The sequence below is a fragment of the Streptomyces sp. H39-C1 genome, from assembly GCF_027158125.1.
Taxonomy (GTDB): domain Bacteria; phylum Actinomycetota; class Actinomycetes; order Streptomycetales; family Streptomycetaceae; genus Actinacidiphila; species Actinacidiphila fildesensis.
On the sequence record NZ_JAPVLS010000054.1, the window covers coordinates 47,049 to 67,496 of the forward strand.

Below are 20,448 nucleotides of genomic sequence, written 5' to 3' on the forward strand. Positions count from 1 at the left end.
TGGTGTCCTCGCACCGTCAGAGCTCCGCCGCCGGACGCATCCGGTAGTCGTACGCCTCCGGCAGCGGGTGCTCGGCGCGCGCCCGCTGCTTGATGTCTGCGGTCACCGGGCCGTCGCCGGCGATCAGCCGCTCCGCGATGGTGTACCAGGTGTCGCTGAGCGACTCCTCGCCCTCGCGGAGGTCGTCGACGACGAAACCCGCGTCGAAGATCGCCCGCGCGGCCGGCACATCGCCCTGCGCGAGCAGCACCTGTGCCTCCAGCAGCCGGAACCGGCCACGCCCGGCGTGACCCGGTACGTGCTCGTCCAGGACGAACGCCGCGTCGTCGGCGCGGCCGACCGCGAGCAGCGCGGTGACCGCCTCCCGGGCGAGCCCGGCCGAGGCCGCCCACCAGGCGTCGTCGTCGAGCACCTCGTGGTGCGCGATGTCGGAGGCGGCCAGGAAGCGGTCGGCGGCCCGTTCGAGGTGGCCGTCCTCCTGGTCGGCGACGGCGAGACAGCGCAGCACCGGCCAGGTCTCGTGCTGCGCGGCGGAGCGTTCCCAGCTCCTGATGGCCTGGGCGCGGTCGCCCGCGTGCCACTGGGCGACGCCGAGGAAGTAGTCCCGGTACCACTCGTTCCCGTCGTAGGTGTCCGCGGCCTCCAGCAGCTCGCGCCACTCCGGCGCCACGAGCGCGGGGCCGGGCGGCGCGTCCGCCGCCGGCCTCGGGAACATGCCGGCGACCAGCAGCTCCAGCCAGGGCTTCTGCTGCGCGCCCAGCGTCGCGGGGTCGAACGGTGTACCCGGCAGCGCGAACCGGGCCCGCTCGACCTCGAGCGCTCCCCAGCCCGAGCCGGTGGCGATGACGTCCGTCGGCTCGGTGTCCGCGTGCGGCAGCCAGGCGGCGTAGGCGGCGTCGACGTCCGCGCGCGGCAGGACGCTCTCCAGCCGGTCCTCGACTGCGGCGCGGGCCGCGGTCCAGTCGTCGCCGTGGACGGCGGCCGGGTCGGCGGCGAGCGGACCGTAGGCCTCCAGCCAGGAGAACTCGGCGCCCGCCTCCATCGGTATGTGCTCCAGCTGGGTACGGGCCAGGCCCGCCTGGATCTCCAGGTAGCCGCCGGTGCCCGGCTCGGTGAGCCACTGCTGCCAGCGGCGGCCGCCGCGCCCGTTGCCCCAGAGGAAGAGCTTGCGGCCGCGCAGCCGGTCGGTCGAGGTCTGGACGAGGCCCTGGCCGGCGTCGTCCAGGGCGGTGACCCAGCGGCGGTTGCCGTCCGCTACTTCGTAGAAGTAGTCGGCGGGGTGCTCGGACCGGGTCGGGTACGTGACGTCCGTACCGTCCCCTTCGGGCACCGGTACGCGCCGCAGCGAGCGGGCGTAGCCGAAGTGCCACGCCTCGTCGGCGGGGGCGAGCACGCGCGTGCCGTCGGTCTCCGGGACGGCGATGTTGGACCACCAGTAGACCGGCACCGTGCGGTGGTGCGGGTTGCGGATCCGGACGCCCACGTACAGGAAGTCGGAGTCCTCCGGCAGCCACATGTCGATCTGGAACGGCAGGTCCCGCAGCCGCTCCCACTCCCACAGCCGCAGCATCTCGCCGCCGTCGGGGGCGGGTACGCGGGCGGCGTGCAGGGGCGCGCAGGTGAGGGTGGTGTGTCCGGTCGCCCCGAGGTTCCATTCCACGCCGCCGGAGAACCAGGCCCCGGCCAGCCCGAAGTCGGCCGGCTGGACGACGGGGTTCCGGTAGAGCAGCTCACGGCCGGTGGCCTTCTGCACGAGCGAGTGCAGCCGGCCGCCGAGACCGGGCAGGACGGTGGCACGTACCCGGTCGTTCTCGATGACGACGGCCTCGAACTCGGCGGGGGCGCGCTCGCGGCCGTACCCGTCGAGGAGCCGTACCGGCAGGACGGAGTGCAGCGGCGCGTAACCGACCTGGCGTGCCATGTCGGCCGGGAGTCCGGCGCGTTCGCGCGGATCGAGCTGGTGCACCTCGTCGAGGGCGCGCAGCGCGGGCAGCGGGTTCTCGGGGCCGATCGGGGCAGCCGGGATGGTCACAGCGATACGTCGCACGGTCGTAGCCAAGGCCACCTCATCCAGTCACGCGGGGCCGCCGGGGAACAGGCGGCCGTCTGATGACCATGGAACAGGGTTACGGCGCCGCTGAACAGGCCCTGCCTCGGTCAGGGTTGGGCAAAGCCCACGCAATCGGTCAGAAGATCGACTGCCCGGGACCGTCCCCGACCGTCCCGGCGAGCTTCCCGGACGGTCCGGGAGACGTCCCGGACCGTCCGGAAACCGTCGCGTTCCACGACAGGCCGTGCACGGTGATCGCCACGTAGGGTGGTCGCATGACGGAAGCGAATCCCGACACCGAGCCCGCGCACGACCCCGAGGTGCTGCAGTTGGCCGGCCAGGTCTTCGACCTCGCCCGTGAGGGCGGAACGGCGACCCTCGCCGCGTATGTGGACGCTGGCGTCCCCGCGAATCTCACCAATGACCGGGGCGACACGCTGCTCATGCTCGCCGCCTACCACGGGCACGCCGACGCCGTCGCCGCCCTGCTGCAGCGCGGCGCCGACCCGAACCGGCCCAACGACAAGGGCCAGACCCCGCTGGCCGGAGCGGTCTTCAAGGGCGAGGACGCGGTCGTCCACGCGCTGGTGGCGGGTGGCGCCGATCCGTCCGCCGGCACGCCCAACGCCATCGACACGGCCCGTATGTTCGGCAAGGACGAGCTGCTGAAGCTCTTCGGCGCGCAGTGATCCCCACGGGGATTCCGACCTGACGAGGCGGTGGCCGCCCTGTGCGTGACGGCCACCGCTTCACTCACATCAGTCAGCTGATTTCTTCGGTGCGGGTGGTGAGTTGTTCGGCTCCGCGGGTGGTCAGGGAGCCGTGCAGGCGCAGGCGGGAGATGCCGCCGTCGGGGAAGATGTCGATCCGCACCCGGGTGGCCGGAACCGGGTTCACCAGGAAACGGTGCACCGTGTCGGGCTGCAGCTTGGTCCGCGGCAGCAACTGCGTCCACTCATCCGAACCGTCGTCCTGCACGAACAACGCCGCCCAGCCCGCCGAGTTCCCCTTCAAATACGCGGTGTCGATCTCCACCGCACGAATCACACCCTGCGCCACCAACCGGTACTGCACCCAGTCATTGCCCTTGTCCCGACGACGACGCGTCTCCCACCCGTCATCCATCTTCCGCGAACGCCCCGGCAGGATCGTGTTGACCGGCGAGGAGTAGAAACGGTCCGACGCGTCCTCGACCGTGCCGCCGTTCTCCAACGCCACCAGGTCGAACGTGCCCAGCTCCGCCAACCACCCCGGATCCGGCGCCACCTCCCCGTACACCCGCAACCGGGCCACACCACCGTCCGGGTGCTGGTTGAGCCGCAGATGCGTGAACCGGCGATCCACCTCCACCGTGAACCCGTTCGCCGCATGACCACCCACCGGGGTCCGCGGCACGATCGTGGTCCACTCCACGCCCTCCGCCAGCAGATCCTGCGGCGACGCCGACAGTGAGTGCGCCGTCGCCTCGACCGACACCGACTGCGGGTAATTGCCGCGGAAGTGCGCGGTGTCCACGACGATCCCGCGGATCACACCCGGCGCGCCGAGCCGGATCAGCGCCCAGTCGTGGTCCGCGTCGACCGGATGCGGGGCATCCGTACCGGTGCCCCGGCGGCGGCGGGTCTCCCAGCCGTCCATGATCTTGCCCTTGTGCCCGAAGTGCTCCGGATCGAAATGCGCCGGCTCCGGGATCAGCAGATTCTCCCGCTCCGCGAAGAACTCGTCATTCGCCGCGATCACCCCCGCACCCAACCGCCGATCCGCCAGATCCACCAGATCCGTGAACGGCAACTCCGCACGACGGTAATCCCCATACGGATCACCCCCACCGAACGGCCGCGCATCACCGGTGAACGAAGTCGAGGACAGGGCGGAGGAAGAGGTGCCGGAAGGCGTCTTTGATGTCGTCATACCTCTACTGTGAGCCGACGACACCGTTCACGTCCATCGAAAGTTTCTGAACCATACTTTCAGTTCAACTGAACGTTTCTAGCCGGCGTCCACGGGCACCGCGGGCTCCTCCGCCACCTGCCGCAGCACCCGGATCACCCGCCGCAGCAGCGGCCCGTCCTCGGATCCGCTGCGCACCACGCCCACCACGTGGCGGCGTGGCCGGTCGGCGTCGAGCGGGCGGATCGCGACGTGCTGCCGCTCCCCCACCGTCGCCATCCGGGGTACCAGGGCGACCCCGAGGTCCGCGGCGACCATGGCGAGGATCGCCGACCAGTCGGTCGCCGCGTGCGCCTGTTCCGGGACGAATCCCGCGTCGGCGCAGGCCGCGAGGGTGATCTCCCGCCAGGGGCCGCTGCTGCCGAAGATCCACGGTTCCTGGGCCAGGTTCGCCAGCCGCAGGCCCGGCCGCGCCGCCCAGGAGTGGCCGGCGGGCAGTGCCACGTCGAGCGGATCGGTGAGCAGCACGATCCGGTGGAAGCGCGGGTCCCGCGCCGAGGGCGCGTGCACCGCCAGCGTCACGGCGAGATCCACGTCGCCGCCCGCCAGCTGCTCGTAGACCTCGGCGGCCTCGGCCTGCCGGACCGACAGGGTGATCCGCGGGAAGTCCTGGCGCAGCAGCCGGGACGCGGGGACGACCAGCCGGGTGATGGCCGTGGCGATGGCGCCGACCCGGACCTCGCCGGCCTCGCCCTGCGTGTAGCCCTCCAGCTCGGCTCCGGCGCGCTCCAGCTGGGCGAAGACCACGTCGGCGTGGCGCAGCAGGACGTGGGCGGCACCGGTCAGCCGGACGCCCCGGCCCTGTGCCTCGATCACCGGGGTGCCGGCCTGCTTGGAGAGCGCGGACAGCTGCTGCGAGACGGCCGACGGCGTCATCCGCAGTGCGGCGGCCGCCGCCGTGACCGTCCCGGTCTCCTGCAGAGCCCGGAGGATCTGCAGTTTCCTCAAATCCCAGTCCTTCATGAAGGCAGCCTAAACAGCCGGATGCCTCCACCAGGACGCGGACCTACGCGGCGGCGGGCCGCCGGCGCGGCGCGGGGCGGCCACCGCGGCCGCGGCTGCCGTACGAGGTGCGCCGCACGCGTTCGGCCGCCGGGGGCGCCGCGATGACGACCGGCACCCCGGAGGGCTCCTGCGCGCCGGTGATCCGGGCGAGCTCGTCGTCATCCGCGCTGACCTGGGTCGTCTGCGGGGTGATGCCGGCGTGCGACATCAGGCGCGCCATCTCGCGGCGCTGGTTGGGCAGCACCAGTGTGACGACGCTGCCGGACTCACCCGCACGGGCGGTACGGCCGCCGCGGTGCAGGTAGTCCTTGTGGTCGGTGGGCGGGTCCACGTTGACGACGAGGTCCAGGTTGTCGACGTGGATGCCGCGGGCGGCGACGTTGGTCGCGACCAGGACCGTCACATGTCCGCTCTTGAACTGGTCCAGGGTGCGGTTGCGCTGCGGCTGCGACTTGCCGCCGTGCAGCGCGGCGGCCCGGACACCGCTGGCGAGCAGGTCCCGGGTCAGCAGGTCGACGGCGTGCTTGGTGTCCAGAAACATCAGCACCCTGCCCTCGCGGGCCGCGATGCGCCGCGTCGTGGCCTGCTTGTCCGCGCCGGCCACGTGCAGGACGTGGTGCTCCATCGTGGTGACCGTGTTGGCCGAGGGATCCACCGAATGGACGACGGGATCGGTCAGGAACTGGCGCACCAGCCGGTCGACGTTGCGGTCCAGCGTGGCGGAGAAGAGCATCCGCTGACCGTCCGGGCGCACCTGCGCCAGCAGGGCGGTGACCTGCGGCATGAAGCCCATGTCCGCCATCTGGTCGGCCTCGTCGAGCACCGTGATGGCCACGTGGTCGAGCCGGCAGTCGCGGCGTTCGATCAGGTCCTTGAGCCGGCCGGGTGTCGCGACGACGACCTCGGCGCCGCCGCGCAGCACGCCGGCCTGGCGGCCGATCGACATGCCGCCGACGACGGTGGCCATCCGCAGCCGCAGCGAGCGGGCGTACGGGGTGAGCGCGTCGGTGACCTGCTGGGCCAGCTCACGGGTCGGCACCAGCACCAGGGCGAGCGGCTGCCGCGGCTCCGCGCGCTTCCCCGCGGTACGGGCGAGCAGCGCCAGGCCGAAGGCGAGGGTCTTGCCGGAGCCGGTGCGTCCACGGCCCAGCAGGTCCCGGCCGGCCAGCGAGTTCGGCAGCGTCGCGCCCTGGATGGGGAACGGGACCGTCACCCCTTCGTGGGTGAGCGTGTCAAGCAGCTCGGACGGCATGTCCAGATCTGCGAACGACTCGACCGGGGGAAGGGACGGCGTGGTGCTGACGGGGAGGGCGAACTCACCCGGTGTCGCCATGGGGCGGCGGCGCGGCGCGGACTGGCTGCGGGAATACGACGGGCGATTGCGCGCGGGAACGGAGCCTGAGGAGCGGTACAAAAGAAAGCCTTCCTCGGAACGGCACGTGTCCGGGAAGACTCCGCAAAATGAAAACCGGGCGAAGAATCGCAAAAACGAGCCAAAGCAATACCGGAAAAAACGAATTGGGGCCCGCACCCTCAGGTGCGGGCCCCAACTACGTGGTGCGCGTCAAACGTCAGGCGGGAACGATGTTCTCGGCCTGCGGGCCCTTCTGGCCCTGCGTGACGTCGAAGGTCACCTTCTGGCCTTCCTGGAGCTCACGGAAGCCCTGGGTGGCGATGTTCGAGTAGTGGGCGAAGACGTCAGCGCCGCCACCGTCCTGCTCGATGAAGCCGAAACCCTTTTCCGCGTTGAACCACTTCACGGTGCCAGAAGCCATGTCAATCTCCTCAATAGGTGCAGAGCCGGAAATCTGCACTGCGCAGATTCCTCGTCGCCGCATTGTGCCCATCCGGAGATGACCGGTAAAAACAAGAGTGCGCCTGAGGGTTACATCCCGTCAGGCGCACACAAAGTTCATGGGTACCAAAACTGCAACTGGGATCAAGGTAGCACGGCTGCTGCCCGTATGGGGGCTTCCACGGTGTCCCTCGGAGTGGCGCGGGAAGCCTCGCGCGTAGACCGCGCGCGCAGCGCGCGCGTCGCGCGGGAACCAAAGCGTGCGAGCTGCTCTCCTAGAAGGTGCCTTTCGTCCTCGATCTCGCGTTCGGAGCATTTCCACGATGGATGCGCGTCCCCGGCGTCACCGCCCCCTGGTCCTGCCCGTAGCCGCCGTGCTGCTCGCGCTCGCCGCTCTCGCGGGCTGCGGCTCCTCCGGCGACGGGGGATCCGCCCCGGCGAACGACCACCTCTCGACCGGCGCGGGGAAAGGCGACGGCAAGGGCGGCCCGCGGACGCCGGGCCCCGCGCCGACGCCGTCGAAGGTGCTGCTGCCGACCGGACCGAAGGCGGAGCTGAAGCTGGCGCGGTCGACGAAGGCCGGCCCGATCATGGTCACCTCGGTGCGCGGGGCGAAGTCCGGCGTCACCGGGAAGGTCTGGGTCTGGCTGCCCCCGGAGTACAGCGACCCCCAGTACGCGACCTACGGCTTCCCCGTCGTGATGATGTACGCGGGCGGCCAGAGCAACGGCTACAACACCTGGACCGATCCCCAGCTCCCGATCCAGGAGGCCGACGCCAAGCTGAGCAAGCAGGGCAAGGCCCATCCGTTCATCATGATCATGCCGGTCCAGAACTTCAATTCCCACGAGAACGCCGCTCTGGACTGCAGCGACATCCCCGGCCAGCCCAGGATGGGCACCTGGATGGCCAAGGACGTCCCCGACTTCGTGAAGGCGAACTTCCGCACTCTGCGCAGCCGTGACGGCTGGGGCGTCATGGGCGCCTCCACGGGCGGCTTCTGCAGCGCGAAACTCGCCCTGCAGCACCCCGACGTCTTCAAGGCCGCCATCCCGATGGACGCCTACTTCGACCCGGACTCCCGGCTCTGGAGGGGTCACGAGGCGGACCGCCTCGCCAACAGCCCCAACACCCTCGTCAAGCAGGGCAGGGCCGACGTCAGCATCCTCGCCACGGCGGGCAGCGGCGAGGCGTACGAGACCAACCTGGTCAAGACCTGGGTGAAGAAGGCCGTCGCCCCCGTCAAGATCGAGTACTACGAGCTCCCCGGCGGCCGGCACTACACCTCCGACTTCAAGAAGCTCATCCCCCGCGCCCTGACCTGGTTCACCGGCAAACTCGCCGGCCCGACAGCCTAGGACGGACGGCGCACCCTCACAGCCAGCCGCGGCGGGCGGCTATCGCGCCGGCCTGGAAGCGGTTGGCGGCGCCCAGGAGGTCGTGGAGACGGCTGATGCGGCGGCGCATGGTGCGGACGGACCAGCCGAGCTGCCGGGCTATCGCCTCGTCCTTGAGACCGCTCACCAGGAGGGTCAGGACCAGCCGGTCCTCCTCGTCGAGGGGGTCGTCGGCGGGGGCGTTGAGGGGCAGGGCCTGCTTCCAGCACATCTCCCAGTAGTCGGTGAGGGCGTCGAGCAGGGTGGACGGCCGGATCACCGCGGCGCGGACGTCGTTCAGGTCGAGGGAGAGCGGCATCAGGGCGAGCCTGCGGTCCGCGATGGCGAGTTTGATGCGCAGGCCGGGCAGGACCCGGGCCTGTTCACCGTGCCGGACCAGCTCGCGGATGTCGTCGAGGACGCCCGGCCACTCCAGCGCCTCGGGGGCGTAGACCGCGCGGTACCGGACACCGCGGCCGAGCGCCGTGGCCTCCACCGGGTTGGAGGTGGTCAGGGCGTACGGCGGCCGGTCCAGCGTCATGACGTCCTCGCGGGCCTCCTGTTGGAGGCGGACGAACCAGCGGCCGAGGGCCTCGCTGCCGGTGGTGATCTCCACCTCGTCCTCGTCGGTCGCGCCGGTGCGCGCGGCGGCGAAGAGCCGGGACAGCTCGGCGGCGGCCGAGCGGACCCGTTCCAGGTCGTTGCTCCTGGCCCGCACCAGCGCCTCGACCGCGGCCCCCGGCTCGATCGCGGCGTACCGGCGACGGGCGCCGGCGAGCCGGCCGACCAGCCCGTGGTCGCGGAGCCGGTCCAGCGCTCTGGCGACCCGCTCGGCCGAACAGCCGAGGTCAGCGGCGAGTTCGGCCGGCGCCGCCGTACGCCGGGTCAGGACGGCGCGGTAGACGCTCTCGTCGAACGGATCGATGCCTGCCGCCGTCAGTTCCGGCGTCTCGGGAGTCATGAACGGATGGTGGCCCAGTTGTGCCAGCGGCAGCAATGGGCCACGAAGATTCATTGTGCGGCAAGTGCCCATACCACTAGGACCTTTACGTATGGCAATGAACTCACGAAGATCTCGTCATGCCGGTCTCGCCGCCGTCGTGCTCGCCGGCACGTTGGCGGCGATACCGGGTGCCGCCACCGCGTCCACGCCCGACCCGTCGCAACGAGTGATCGTCGAACTGTCCGGGAACGCCGCGGTCACCGCCGCGCCCGGTGGCTCGCTGCTGTCCGCCGAGGCCGCCCCCGGCGTCGGCGCCGCCCGCCGCGCGCTGGACGCCCGGCAGGAGACCTTCCTCGGCTCGGCGAAGAACGCCGGGCTGCACCCCTCCTCGACCCGCAAGCTCGGTCTGCTCATCGACGCGGTCGCGATGACGGTGCCGGGGTCCGAGGTGGCGCGGCTGGCGAAGCTGCCGGGCGTCACCGCCGTCCTGCCCGACACCCGGGTGCTGGCGAAGACGGACGTGAGCGTGCCGCTGATCGGCGCGCCTGACGTGTGGCAGCGCAAGGACGCCGCCGGCAGCCGCGTCACGGGCAAGGGGACCACCGTCGCGATCCTGGACAGCGGGGTGGACTACACCCACCCCGATCTGGGCGGCGGACTCGGCAAGGGCCACAAGGTCGTCGGCGGGCACGACTTCGTCAACGGTGACGAGGACCCGATGGACGACAACGGCCACGGCACCCACGTCGCCGGCATCATCGCGGGGAAGGCCGCCGGGAAGGGCGGCATCACCGGCGTGGCGCCCGACGCGAACCTGCTGGCCTACAAGGTGATGGACGCCGAAGGATCCGGCTACACGTCGGACATCATCGCCGGTATCGAGGCGGCGTCCGATCCGGCCAACCCGCACCGCGCCGATGTCATCAACATGAGCCTCGGCGGCCCCGGCGACGGCACCGACCCGCTGGGCCTTGCCGCGACCGCGGCCGTACGGGCCGGTGTGGTCGTGGTGGCCGCGGCCGGCAACGACGGCCCGGGCCTGGGTACGGTCAGCAGCCCCGGCACGGCCGACGGGGTGATCTCGGTCGGCGCGTCGACCAGCAATCTCCGGCTGCCCAGCGCGTATCTGGCCGGCAAGAAGCCCGAGTTGATCCAGACCTACCGCGGCATCCTGTCCGCGAATCCGCCCCAGCGCCCCGTCACCGCGCAGCTCGTCGACGTCGGTGAGGGCACCGCGGAGGACTGGGAGCGGGTCGGCGACGTCCGCGGGAAGATCGTGCGGGCCCAGTTCCTCGTCGCCTCCGACGTCCAGGACCTGTCGGGCAGCGCCGTGGAGTGGGCGCAGGAAGCGGAGAAGCGCGGCGCGCTCGCCGTGCTGGCCGGCCTGCCCACCAACGACGGCCCGGTGTTCGCCGCCGGAACGCCCGGAGCGGGTGTGGTCCAGGTGCCGTCCTCGCCCGCGCGGATCGACGCCTCCGGTGACTCGTTGCGCATGGACCACCTGGTGGTCATGGGCATCGACGCGACCCAGTACACGGAGTTGAGCTCCCGGCTCGCCGCCGGGAAGGTCTCGGTGACGCTGCAGGGCACCGACACCACCGACCAGATCGCCTCGTTCTCGTCACGCGGCCCCACGCAGAGCTTCGGCCTCAAGCCCGATCTGGTCGCGCCCGGTGTGGAGATCCGTTCCACCATCCCCAAGTCGCTGTACAAGCCCGGCCAGTACCGCATGTCGGGCACGTCGATGGCGACCCCGCACGTCGCCGGCGCGGCGGCCCTGCTGCGCCAGCTGCACCCGGGCCAGGCGCCCGCCGAGGTGAAGGCCGCACTGGTCGGCACCGCGAAGCCGCTGCGCGACAGCGGAGCCACGGCGCAGGGCTCGGGCCGGCTCGATGTGGCCGCGGCCGCCTCGGCCACGGTCAGCGCCTCACCGGCGTCCGTGTCCTTCGGACTCGCCGATCTGTCCCGGCGTGACGTCGGCGGCACCGCGAAGGTGACGCTGCGGAACTCCGGCAACCGGCCGGTCACGACCATGCTCAGGACCGACGGGCCGGCCACGGTCTCGCCGCAGCGGGTCACCGTACCGGCCAGGGGGACCGCGACCGTCACGGTCTCGCTGCGCGTCGACCGCCCGTCCGGCAACACCGAGATCAGCGGCCGCCTCACGGCGACCCCGGACCGGGGACCGGCGATCGGGGTGCCCTATCTGCTCGCCGTCCGGTACCTGGCCGTCCAGGCCGCGCCCGACCCGAGCGACGGTCACTCGACCGTGCACATCGCCCCGCCGACCCGGCTGGCCGCACCGCCGGTCGTCACCGTCACTCCGCCGCGCGGCAAGGCCTTCGACGTCACCTCCCACCTCGACCCCGCCACCGGCTACTACCAGGCCGAGGTGACCGGCAGCGTGGCCGGCGCCTACCGGGTCTCGGTGCGCGGCACCGCCGGCTCCGGGCAGCGCCTCATCGGCTCCAGCGCCTTCGAGGTGACCCCGGTCGACACCCGCAAGAACCGCTGGGAGCCGGTCGGTCCCAACAGCGAGGCCGGCTGGGTCGCCCTCTCGCCGAACCGGCCGGGACAGGCCGTGCTCACCCAGTACCAGAAGGCCGCTCCCTGGCTGACCACCGACAACGGCGCCACCTGGCGCCAGTTGAGCCGGCTGCCGGTCGCGGACGGCACCGGACCGCTCCTGGTCGACGCGAAGAATCCCGACCGCTGGTGGTACGCCGTGAACAGCGTTCACGACTTCAGCCGCCAGGGCGCCATCCTGCGCACCGATGACAACGGGCGGACCTGGCGCAAGCTCGGTGTCCCTGACGCCCGCATCACGGCGTTCACCGCCGATGAGCAGACCCGCACGCTGGTCGCGGTCGCCTCCGGCTCACTGCTGGTCAGCACCGACGCGGGCGAGCACTGGACCACGTACCCGACCGGCGTCACCGGCGACATCACCGGCGCCACCGTCACCGGTGACACCCTCTACATGACGACGCCCCGCGGCGTCTGGACCCGTTCCGGCATCGGCTCGGGCAACCCCGGCGCGGCACGCCGGCTGTTCGACGCGGTCAACAAGAACGTCGGCGGGCTGGCCGCCGACTCCTCGGTCGTGGCGGTGTACGTCCTGGGCACCGGAGTCGTCGGTTCCCACGACGGCGGGAAGACCTGGTCCACCCTGCTGCCCATGCCGCTCGGCGGTCTCGGCCTGACCGTCTCGGGCGGCGACCTGTACCTGAGCACGCTGACCGGCAGCGGCCGGCTCAGCCACGACCAGGGACGGACGTGGACCACGGTCGCGGCGCCGGCGCGCGCGGCGGTACCGATGGACTACGACCGCTGGAGTGACGGATCCGTCACCGTCTCCATGGAGCAGGACGGCCTCTACCGGGGTGCCGCGAACGGCACCGGATACCGGCGGATCGGCGTCCAGGGACTGACCGTCAACGATCTCGCGATCACCGGCGGCCATCTGCTCGCCGCCACCGACAGCGCGATCTACCGCACCGCTCTTCCCGTCGCGAGCCCCGAATGGGGCCAGTCCGGCGGCGAGGGCAGGGTCGGCGTCAGGGTCTCGCAGCTCGCGCTCTCGGCCAAGGAGCCGAACGTGATCTGGAAGGTCCGGCGCACCGCGGTCGGAACGTTCGTCGTCGAGCGCAGCGCCGACGCGGGCGCCACCTGGGAGGTGCGCGGCACGTCGTCGGAGGTGCCGACCGCGCTCCTGGTCGACCCCGCCGACCCGAAGCGGGTGATGGTCAGCTTCCGGAGCCTGCTGGGCCAGGGGCTGTTCGCCACCACTGACGGCGGCGCGACGTGGAAGAACCTCTTCCACGAGCGTTCCTTCGACACCATCGTGGGCGATCCCGCCAATCCGCTGCGGCTGTGGCTCGGCAACTCCGCCGGGCTGTACCGGTCGGACGACGGCGGGGTCACCGTCACCAAGGTCGCCGACGGCCCGGTGACCGCGATCGACCTCGACGGGAAGCGGCTCGTCATCGGCGGCGAGAACGTCCGCGTCAGCACCGACGGCGGCCGCACCTTCCGCACCGCGGACACCGGCGCCCTCGCGATCCACGTCTCCGACCTGCTGCGGGTCGGCGACACGCTCTACGCGGCCACCAACCGCTCCGGGGCCAGTGGCCTCCTGCAGGGCGGCCGCGGCGTACTGCGCAGCACCGACCACGGTCTGAGCTGGCACAACATCTCCACCGGCCTGCAGAACACCGACACCACGCATCTGGCCGCGACCCCCGACGGCCGCACGCTCTACGTCGGCACCACCGACGGCGGCGTCCACCGCCTCAACCTCCACCGCTGACCCCCGACCCGCACGAAGGAGCACCACAACTGAGCACCACGGCCCGTTGTCGGAGGCATCGCCTACGGTGATCGGTATGGGGACGGGGATCGAGTACGTACGGGGAGACGCGACAACGCCGCTGGGCAAGGGGCCCAAGGTGATCGCGCATATCTGCAACGACCTGGGCGGTTGGGGCAAGGGTTTCGTGCTGGCCGTCTCACGGCGCTGGCCGGAGCCGGAGCGCCAGTACCGGCGCTGGCACCGGGAGCGCGCGGCCAACGACTTCGGGCTCGGAGCCGTGCAGCTGGTGCAGGTCGACCGGCTGGTGTGGGTCGCCAACATGGTGGGCCAGCGCGGGATGCGCACCGGCAGCAAGGGTGTTCCGGTGCGCTATGAGGCCATCGACGCGGCGCTGGAGAAACTCGCCGGCGAGGCGGCCGGGCTCGGGGCCTCGGTTCATATGCCGCGGATCGGCTGCGGGCTGGCGGGCGGGCGTTGGGAGCGGGTGGAACCGCTGGTCCAGGCGCGGCTCGCGGACCGCGGGGTCGCGGTGACGGTGTACGACCACGACTGAGCGCCGTATCGGGAGCACTGAGCGCCGTATCGGGAGCTCGGCGCCCGCGGCTCAGTGTTTGGCGCGGCTCGGCTGTACCCGTTTCGGTTCGCCGGCCATTTTCGGGTGCTCGGGCGGGTAGGGGAGGTCGCCCGCGCCGTGGTCCCGTTCGTCTCGGGCGGCGAGGTCCAGGGCGGGGGTGATGTCGAAGGCGTGGTCGTCCATGTCCGCGTGGAGGTCACCGACCTCCGCGTAGCGGGCCGGCATCGAGACGAGGTCGAAGTCCCGCGGCACGGCGGTGTCCAGTTCGTCCCAGAGCAGTGGCGCGGAGACCGGCGCGTGCGGGAAGGGGCGGACGGAGTAGGCGGAGGCGATCGTGCGGTCGCGGGCCATCTGGTTGTAGTCGACGAAGATCTTCTCGCCGCGCTCCTCCTTCCACCACGCGGTGGTGACCTGCTCCGGCATCCGGCGCTCCAGCTCGCGCGCGATGGCGATGGTCGCCCGGCGGACCTCGACGAAGGTCCACCGAGGGGCGATCGGGATGAAGACGTGCATGCCGCGCCCGCCGGAGGTCTTGGGCCAGCCGCGCAGGCCCATCCCCTCCAGCACATCGCGGAGCTCGTGCGCGGCGCGCACCGCGTCGGCGTAGTCGGTGCCCGGCTGCGGGTCGAGGTCGATGCGCAGTTCGTCGGGGTGATCGGTGTCCGCGCGGCGCACGGGCCACGGGTGGAAGGTCAGACAGCCGCGGTTGGCGGCCCAGAGCAGTGCGCCGACCTCCGTCGGGCAGGTCTCGTCGGCGAAGCGTCCGCTGGGGAAGGCGATACGGGCGGTCGGGGTCCAGTCGGGGAGGTCCTTCGGGGCGCGCTTCTGGAAGAACGACTCCCCGGCGATGCCCTCGGGGAAGCGCTGCAGCGTCGTCGGGCGGTCGCGCAGCGCCCGCAGGGCGCCCTCGCCGACGGCCAGGTAGTAGTTGGCGAGGTCCAGCTTGGTGAGGTTCCGCTCGGGGAAGTACACCTTGTCCGGGTGCGTCAGCCGCACCGTCCGCTCGCCGATCCGCAGCTCCAGCGCTTCTGCCATGCCTCCACGCTAGGACCGCTTCCGGGCGCGCGCCTCCGGGGCCGGCACGGCGCCCGCGCGGTGGCCGGAGAGGCGCCGGGGCGTGGGCGGCCGCACACTCGGACCATGGAGCTTCCCGTGATGCCGCCGGTCAAGCCGATGCTGGCGAAGGCGGCAGCGCGCATTCCGGCCGGGATGCAGTACGAGGCCAAGTGGGACGGATTCCGCGCGATCGTGCACCGCGACGGTCCCGAGATCGTGATCGGCAGCCGCAACGGCAAACCGCTCACCCGGTACTTCCCCGAGCTGGCGAGCGTGCTGCTGGAGCAGCTGCCGGACCGCTGCGTCGTGGACGGCGAGATCATCATCGTCTCCGGCGACCGGCTGGACTTCGACGCCCTGCAGGAGCGCATCCATCCCGCCGAGTCACGGATCCGGCTGCTCGCCGAACGCACCCCCGCCTCCTTCGTCGCCTTCGACCTGCTCGCCCTCGGCGACAGCGCACTGCTGGACACCCCGCTGCGGGAGCGCCGTACCGCCCTGGAGGAGGCCCTGGCGGGGGTGACCGCGCCTGTGCACGTCGCCCCGGTGACGATGGACCTGGCGGTGGCCGAGGAGTGGTTCAGCCGCTTCGAGGGCGCCGGCCTCGACGGCATCGTGGCCAAGTCGCCGGAGCTGCTCTACCGCCCGGACCAGCGGCTGATGGTGAAGGTCAAGCACGAGCGCACCGCCGACTGCGTCCTGGCCGGTTACCGCGAGCACAAGAGCGGGCCCGTCATCGGCTCGCTCCTGCTCGGGCTCTACGACACGGACGGCCGGCTGCAGCACGTGGGCGCGTGCGCGTCCTTCCCCATGCGCCGCCGCGAGGAGCTGATGGCGGAGCTGGCCCCGCTGCGGATGGCCGATCCGGACGAGCACCCCTGGGCGGCGTGGAAGGACCAGGAGGCGCACGCGACCGACCGGATGCCGGGCGCTCCCAGCCGGTGGAGCGGCGCCAAGAACCTGGAGTGGACACCGCTGCGGCCCGAGCGGGTGTGCGAGGTCGCCTACGACCACATGCAGGGCGACCGCTTCCGGCACACGACGCAGTTCCGCCGCTGGCGTCCGGACCGGGATCCCGACAGCTGTACGTACGCCCAGCTCGACGAGCCGGTCCGCTACGACCTCGCGAGCGTCCTGGCGTCCGGCTGACCCGACAGGCCGGCTGATCCGCTCAGTGGTCGGAGCTCAGTGGTCGGAGCTCGGTGGTCGGAGCTCGGTGGTCGAAGCTCAGTGGTCGAAGACCACCGTCACGGGCGCGTGGTCGCTCCAGCGCTCGGGGTGCGTCTCGGCCCGCTCCACCACGGCTGACGTGGCCTTTTCCGCGAGGCCCGCGGTGGAGACGTGGTAGTCGATCCGCCAGCCCGCGTCGTTGTCGAAGGCCCGGCCGCGGTAGGACCACCAGGAGTAGGGGCCGGTGGCCTCGGGGTGGAGCCGGCGGACCACGTCGGTGTAGCCGCCCTGCTCGAAGACCTTGCTGAGCCAGGCGCGTTCCTCGGGGAGGAAGCCGGAGCTCTTCTGGTTGGCCTTCCAGTTCTTGAGGTCGGCCTCGCGGTGGGCGATGTTCCAGTCGCCGCAGACGAGCACTTCCCGGCCCTCGGCGGCGGCACGGGTCCGGAGCTCCGAGAGATGGACGAAGAATTCGGCCATGAACCGCTCCTTCTCCGTCTGGCGCTCGGTGCCGACCTCACCGGAGGGCAGATAGAGGCTGGCGACGGTGATCCCCGGGAGATCGATCTCGAGGTAACGGCCCGAGCTGTCGAATTCGGCGGAGCCGAAGCCGATCTGGACGCGGGTGGGCTCGCTGCGGCTGTAGATCGAGACACCGGCACGGCCCTTGGCGGCGGCCGGGGCGTGGAAGGCGGACCAGCCGTCCGGCTCGCGGACCTCGTCCGGGAGCTGGTCGGCCTCGGCACGTACTTCCTGCAGACAGACCACGTCGGCGGTGGTGGCCGCCAGCCAGGGCAGGAACCCTTTCTTGGCGGCGGCGCGGAGCCCGTTGACATTCACGGTCGTCACAGTCAGCACAGCATGCTCCCGTATTGCGGATATCGGCGCAGGGCAGCCTACGCGACCGTGACGTGCGCGGATCGGGCACGGGGCGGCGGGCACGGGGCGGGCCCGCAGGCGTACGCACGTACGATGCCGTGGTGGAGATTCGAATCAGGCGCTACGACCACCCCGACGCGGTGAAGCTCAACGACCGGGTGCAGCTGGAGTACGTCGAGCGGTACGGCGACGGCGATCTGACCCCGATGGACGCCGCCCAGTTCGACCCGCCCCGGGGCCTGTACCTGGTGGGGTACGTGGACGGGGAGGCGGTCGCCAGCGGCGGCTGGCGGGCGCAGGACGAGTCCCCGGAAGGGCACTCGGACGGCGACGCCGAGCTCAAGCGGATGTACGTGGTGGACGAGGCCCGGGGCCGGGGGCTGGCGCGGCGGATACTCGCCGAGCTGGAGGCGAGCGCGGCGGCGGCCGGGCGGTCCCGGATGGTCCTGGAGACCGGTACGAAGCAGCCGGAGGCCATCGCGCTGTACGAGTCGTGCGGATACACCCCGGTCACGAAGTTCGGGCTCTACCGGTACGAGGAGCTCAGCGTGTGCCTCGGCAAGACGCTCCAGGGGCGTACGTCGGCCGACGGGGCCTGAGCCGGTCCCCGGTCGTCCTGAGCCGCTCCCGTCCCCCGGATCACTTCTTGCGGCGGGAGAAGTAGGCGCCGCAGATTCCGCCGATGACGGCCATCGCGAGCAGGGCGAGCCACAGCGGCATCGTCACCTCGGGAACGATCAGCCGGATCTTGACCTGCCGGGTGTTCTCGAAGATGAACACGAGGCCGAGCACCGCCAGTGCGGCGACCACGATCCGGCCCGGCGTGACCAACTCCCGGCCGGACTTCCTGCTGGACGTCGACTTGTCGGCACTCACCGTGGGTCACCTGCTTTCCGGTCGACTGTCACCCCCTGTGTTCAGCATCGCGGTCTTCGGGTCCCGGGGGGCGGTCGGCTGCTCCGTTCGAGTGACGGTGCCGAGCAGGCGCAGCGCCGCCTCGGAGGAGGAACCCGGCTCGGCGCTGTACATCAGCATCCGGTGCCCCGAGTCGTCCGGGACCTGCAGCATCTCGAAGGAGAGCTCGAGCGGGCCGATCGTCGGGTGGTGGAACGCCTTCGCACCGTAGGTGCAGCTGTTCACCGGGTGGCGTGACCACAGGGCGGCGAACTCGGGGCTCTTCATCGACAATTCGCCGATCAGCTCGGCCAGCCGCCGGTCCTCGGAGTACTGCCCGGCTGCCAGCCGCAGCGAGGCGACCGCGCGCCGTGCCTCCTCGTCCCAGCGCGGGTACAGCTCGCGGGTGTGCGGGTCGAGGAAGAGCAGCCGCTGCAGGTTGGGGCGGTCGGCGGGGCGCTCGGGGCTCCGCGCGTCCAGGTGCCCCGCGGTCAGCGCGTGTCCCAGCGGATTCCACGCCAGCACCTCGAACCGCCGGTCCACGACGACGACGGGCACATCACTCATCGCCGCGATCAGCTGCCGCGTCCCCGGCCTGGCGCTGTCGGGACGCTCGGCCGGGCGGCGCTTGGTGCGGCCGGGGCGGGCCAGATTGCGCAGGTGCGTGTGCTCGTCCTCGGTGAGGCGCAGCGCGGCGGCGAGGGCGTCGAGCACCCCTTCCGAGGCGTTGTTGCTCTGTCCCTGTTCCAGCCGGGTGTAGTACGCGACGCTCACGCCGGCGAGCTGCGACAGCTCTTCGCGGCGCAGGCCCGGTACCCGGCGCCGGGCGCCGTAGGAGATCAGTCCGACGTCCTCCGGCCGCAGCCGGGCGCGGCGGGTGCGCAGGAATTCGCCGAGTTCCGCGGGAGTGTCCATACGGATCAGTCTCCCCCGCCCGCGCGTTCGGAGCCTGTCCCTGCCAGTAGCAGGCAGAGCCGCGGGGGTGGGGGGAGGCGCCGCTCCGGCCCCGCGGCCGGCTCCGTCAGGTGCGCCCTTCGCCGTCCTGGGCCTGCTCCAGCAACGGTGCGGACTCCATCCAGCGGGCCCGCCGTACGGTGAATCCGGCGCCCTTGTACGCGTCGCAGACCTGCTTGTCGTCGTCGACGACCAGGCGGATCTCGCCCTTGCGCGCCAGCCGCCGCAGGAGTTCCAGCTTGGTGACGCGGGCCGGCCGGCGGTCGTTGTCGGTCCGCATCCACACCCGGCCCGGCGGCAGCCCATGGCGTTCGAGCCAGGCCGCCGTGTCACGGCGGCAGCGTTCCGGCCGGCCGGTGACGTACTCGATATCGCATGCGACGGCGGTTTCCAGCGCCAGTGCCACGCCCTCCGCGAGCGGGGGGTCGTCCACCGCGGCCGCGAAGAAGGCGGCCCAGTCCTTCGGCTGCCGCTCCAGGTGGATCAGCCGGTGCCGGGTGTCGCAGAGGGTGCCGTCCAGGTCGAAGACCGCCAGCGGACGGCTCGGATTTAGTTCATCGTTCACTTTTACCTCCGCGCGGAGGATAGCGCCGAGAACCGGCTCCGACCCCCTCCGAGCAGGTCAAGGAGCGATAACGGGGTGCGGACGGCGCCTCCCGCCGTCATCATGTGCGGATGACTTGGACCGCACCCGAAGTACCGCGTACCGATCCCCCCATGGTCGCCGATGAGCGCGCCTCGCTGGAGAGCTGGCTCACCTATCACCGCGCGACCCTCCTCACGAAGTGCGCCGGGCTCACCGGCGAGCAGCTGGCGCTGCGCCCGGCGAAGCCGTCGGCGCTGTCGCTGCTCGGGCTCGTCCGGCACATGGCGGAAGTGGAACGCTGGTGGTTCCGGACGAATTTCGACGGCCGGTCGGACCTCGGCGTCCTCTACTGTCCCGACGACGATCCGGACGGTGACTTCGACCGCGCCGACGGCGCCGCCGCCGAGGCCGACTTCGCGGTGTTCGCGACCGAGTGCGAACTCGCGGACCGGGCCGCCGCGGGCCGTTCGCTCGACGAGACGTTCGCCCACCCGCGCCGCGGTGAACCGATCGATCTGCGGTGGGTCTACGTCCACATGATCGAGGAGTACGCACGGCACAACGGCCACGCCGACCTCCTGCGCGAACTGACGGACGGCGTCACCGGGGAGTGACCCCGGCGCCGGCTTCGGCCGGCTCGGCCTCGAACGCATCCGCCCCGGCCTGCCCCGGCAGGGACGGGGCGCGACGCCCGCTCCCCCGCCCCGCCGCGCGGGCCCGCAGCGCCGCCCCGGCCAGCACCGTCACCGCTGCGGTCCCGTAGGACCAGGACTGGAGCCAACTGCCGTGGGCTCCCATGGCGTTGCCGATGTAGAGCACGGTGCCCGCGAGGGGGACGGCGAGCCATTCCCAGCGGCCGTCGAGGGCGACCAGCGCGATCACCAGCAGGGCGTACCAGTAGTAGGAG

General features: G+C 71.7%; 19 protein-coding genes and 1 pseudogene. 7 read left to right on the forward strand and 13 right to left on the reverse strand.

Annotated features, from left to right (window positions below):
- Positions 1-16: 16 nt before the first annotated feature.
- Both O3W51_RS30290 and O3W51_RS30295 read right to left on the reverse strand, forming a co-directional pair.
- On the reverse strand, positions 17-2,059 hold the full coding sequence (locus O3W51_RS30290; protein ID WP_269287788.1) for a DUF5107 domain-containing protein: 2,043 nt from the start codon (positions 2,057-2,059) through the stop codon (positions 17-19).
- Positions 2,060-2,186: 127 nt separating this feature from the next.
- Positions 2,187-2,327, reverse strand: a complete 141-nt coding sequence (locus O3W51_RS30295) for a hypothetical protein (protein WP_164295626.1) — start codon at positions 2,325-2,327, stop codon at positions 2,187-2,189.
- On the opposite strand from O3W51_RS30295, the gene O3W51_RS30300 reads away from it, so the two are divergent.
- Positions 2,326-2,739: an ankyrin repeat domain-containing protein gene (locus O3W51_RS30300; protein ID WP_138355691.1), complete on the forward strand. Its 414-nt coding sequence runs from the start codon at positions 2,326-2,328 to the stop codon at positions 2,737-2,739. The genes O3W51_RS30295 and O3W51_RS30300 overlap by 2 nt on opposite strands.
- 73 nt (positions 2,740-2,812) lie before the next feature.
- Here the strand turns inward: O3W51_RS30300 and alc are convergent, their stop codons facing one another.
- The 4 genes from alc to O3W51_RS30320 all read right to left on the reverse strand — a co-directional run bounded on the left by alc (position 2,813) and on the right by O3W51_RS30320 (position 6,780).
- Entirely contained in the window at positions 2,813-3,961 is a 1,149-nt protein-coding gene (alc, locus tag O3W51_RS30305; protein ID WP_187145066.1) for an allantoicase, read from the reverse strand.
- A gap of 78 nt (positions 3,962-4,039) precedes the next feature.
- Positions 4,040-4,963 carry a LysR family transcriptional regulator gene (locus O3W51_RS30310; protein ID WP_269287789.1) on the reverse strand — a complete coding sequence of 308 codons (924 nt, stop codon included), beginning with the start codon at positions 4,961-4,963 and terminating at the stop codon, positions 4,040-4,042.
- 43 nt (positions 4,964-5,006) lie between these two features.
- Positions 5,007-6,419, reverse strand: a complete 1,413-nt coding sequence (locus tag O3W51_RS30315) for a DEAD/DEAH box helicase (RefSeq protein ID WP_232486282.1) — start codon at positions 6,417-6,419, stop codon at positions 5,007-5,009.
- A 157-nt stretch (positions 6,420-6,576) separates the two neighbouring features.
- Entirely contained in the window at positions 6,577-6,780 is a 204-nt protein-coding gene (locus O3W51_RS30320) for a cold-shock protein (protein WP_069779708.1), read from the reverse strand.
- A 343-nt stretch (positions 6,781-7,123) separates the two neighbouring features.
- Between O3W51_RS30320 and O3W51_RS30325 the strand changes: the two genes are divergently transcribed.
- Positions 7,124-8,158 (forward strand): alpha/beta hydrolase, encoded by a 1,035-nt coding sequence (locus O3W51_RS30325; protein WP_138358978.1) that lies wholly within the window; start codon positions 7,124-7,126, stop codon positions 8,156-8,158.
- Positions 8,159-8,174: 16 nt separating this feature from the next.
- Here the strand turns inward: O3W51_RS30325 and O3W51_RS30330 are convergent, their stop codons facing one another.
- Positions 8,175-9,137: a helix-turn-helix domain-containing protein gene (locus tag O3W51_RS30330; protein WP_198359525.1), complete on the reverse strand. Its 963-nt coding sequence runs from the start codon at positions 9,135-9,137 to the stop codon at positions 8,175-8,177.
- A gap of 91 nt (positions 9,138-9,228) precedes the next feature.
- Here O3W51_RS30330 and O3W51_RS30335 point away from each other — a divergent pair, with 91 nt between their 5' ends.
- On the forward strand, positions 9,229-13,428 hold the full coding sequence (locus tag O3W51_RS30335; protein WP_269287791.1) for a S8 family serine peptidase: 4,200 nt from the start codon (positions 9,229-9,231) through the stop codon (positions 13,426-13,428).
- Positions 13,429-13,504: 76 nt separating this feature from the next.
- Positions 13,505-13,984 carry a macro domain-containing protein gene (locus tag O3W51_RS30340; protein WP_138358972.1) on the forward strand — a complete coding sequence of 160 codons (480 nt, stop codon included), beginning with the start codon at positions 13,505-13,507 and terminating at the stop codon, positions 13,982-13,984.
- 51 nt (positions 13,985-14,035) lie between these two features.
- On the opposite strand, the gene ligD is transcribed toward O3W51_RS30340, so the two are convergent.
- Positions 14,036-15,040, reverse strand: coding sequence for a non-homologous end-joining DNA ligase (gene ligD / locus O3W51_RS30345; RefSeq protein WP_138358970.1), 1,005 nt, complete (start codon positions 15,038-15,040; stop codon positions 14,036-14,038).
- 105 nt (positions 15,041-15,145) lie between these two features.
- Between ligD and O3W51_RS30350 the strand changes: the two genes are divergently transcribed.
- Positions 15,146-16,210 carry an ATP-dependent DNA ligase gene (locus tag O3W51_RS30350; protein ID WP_138358968.1) on the forward strand — a complete coding sequence of 355 codons (1,065 nt, stop codon included), beginning with the start codon at positions 15,146-15,148 and terminating at the stop codon, positions 16,208-16,210.
- Between the two features lie 78 nt (positions 16,211-16,288).
- Here the strand turns inward: O3W51_RS30350 and O3W51_RS30355 are convergent, their stop codons facing one another.
- Positions 16,289-17,086, reverse strand: coding sequence for an exodeoxyribonuclease III (locus tag O3W51_RS30355; RefSeq protein WP_138358966.1), 798 nt, complete (start codon positions 17,084-17,086; stop codon positions 16,289-16,291).
- Positions 17,087-17,208: 122 nt separating this feature from the next.
- On the opposite strand from O3W51_RS30355, the gene O3W51_RS30360 reads away from it, so the two are divergent.
- Complete coding sequence (locus O3W51_RS30360) at positions 17,209-17,706, forward strand: GNAT family N-acetyltransferase (RefSeq protein ID WP_138358964.1); 498 nt, start codon at positions 17,209-17,211, stop codon at positions 17,704-17,706.
- Between the two features lie 40 nt (positions 17,707-17,746).
- Here O3W51_RS30360 and O3W51_RS30365 read toward each other — a convergent pair whose 3' ends face one another.
- From O3W51_RS30365 to O3W51_RS30375, 3 genes are all read right to left on the reverse strand, one after another.
- Positions 17,747-17,983: a DUF1049 domain-containing protein gene (locus O3W51_RS30365; RefSeq protein WP_138358962.1), complete on the reverse strand. Its 237-nt coding sequence runs from the start codon at positions 17,981-17,983 to the stop codon at positions 17,747-17,749.
- Between the two features lie 6 nt (positions 17,984-17,989).
- Complete coding sequence (locus tag O3W51_RS30370; RefSeq protein ID WP_269287792.1) at positions 17,990-18,916, reverse strand: helix-turn-helix domain-containing protein; 927 nt, start codon at positions 18,914-18,916, stop codon at positions 17,990-17,992.
- Between the two features lie 106 nt (positions 18,917-19,022).
- Positions 19,023-19,520, reverse strand: a complete 498-nt coding sequence (locus tag O3W51_RS30375; protein ID WP_138358958.1) for a phosphatase domain-containing protein — start codon at positions 19,518-19,520, stop codon at positions 19,023-19,025.
- 110 nt (positions 19,521-19,630) lie between these two features.
- On the opposite strand from O3W51_RS30375, the gene O3W51_RS30380 reads away from it, so the two are divergent.
- Entirely contained in the window at positions 19,631-20,155 is a 525-nt protein-coding gene (locus O3W51_RS30380; RefSeq protein WP_138358956.1) for a DinB family protein, read from the forward strand.
- Here the strand turns inward: O3W51_RS30380 and O3W51_RS30385 are convergent.
- A pseudogene (locus O3W51_RS30385) lies at positions 20,142-20,448 on the reverse strand (hypothetical protein); the annotation flags it as partial. The gene O3W51_RS30380 and the pseudogene O3W51_RS30385 overlap by 14 nt on opposite strands.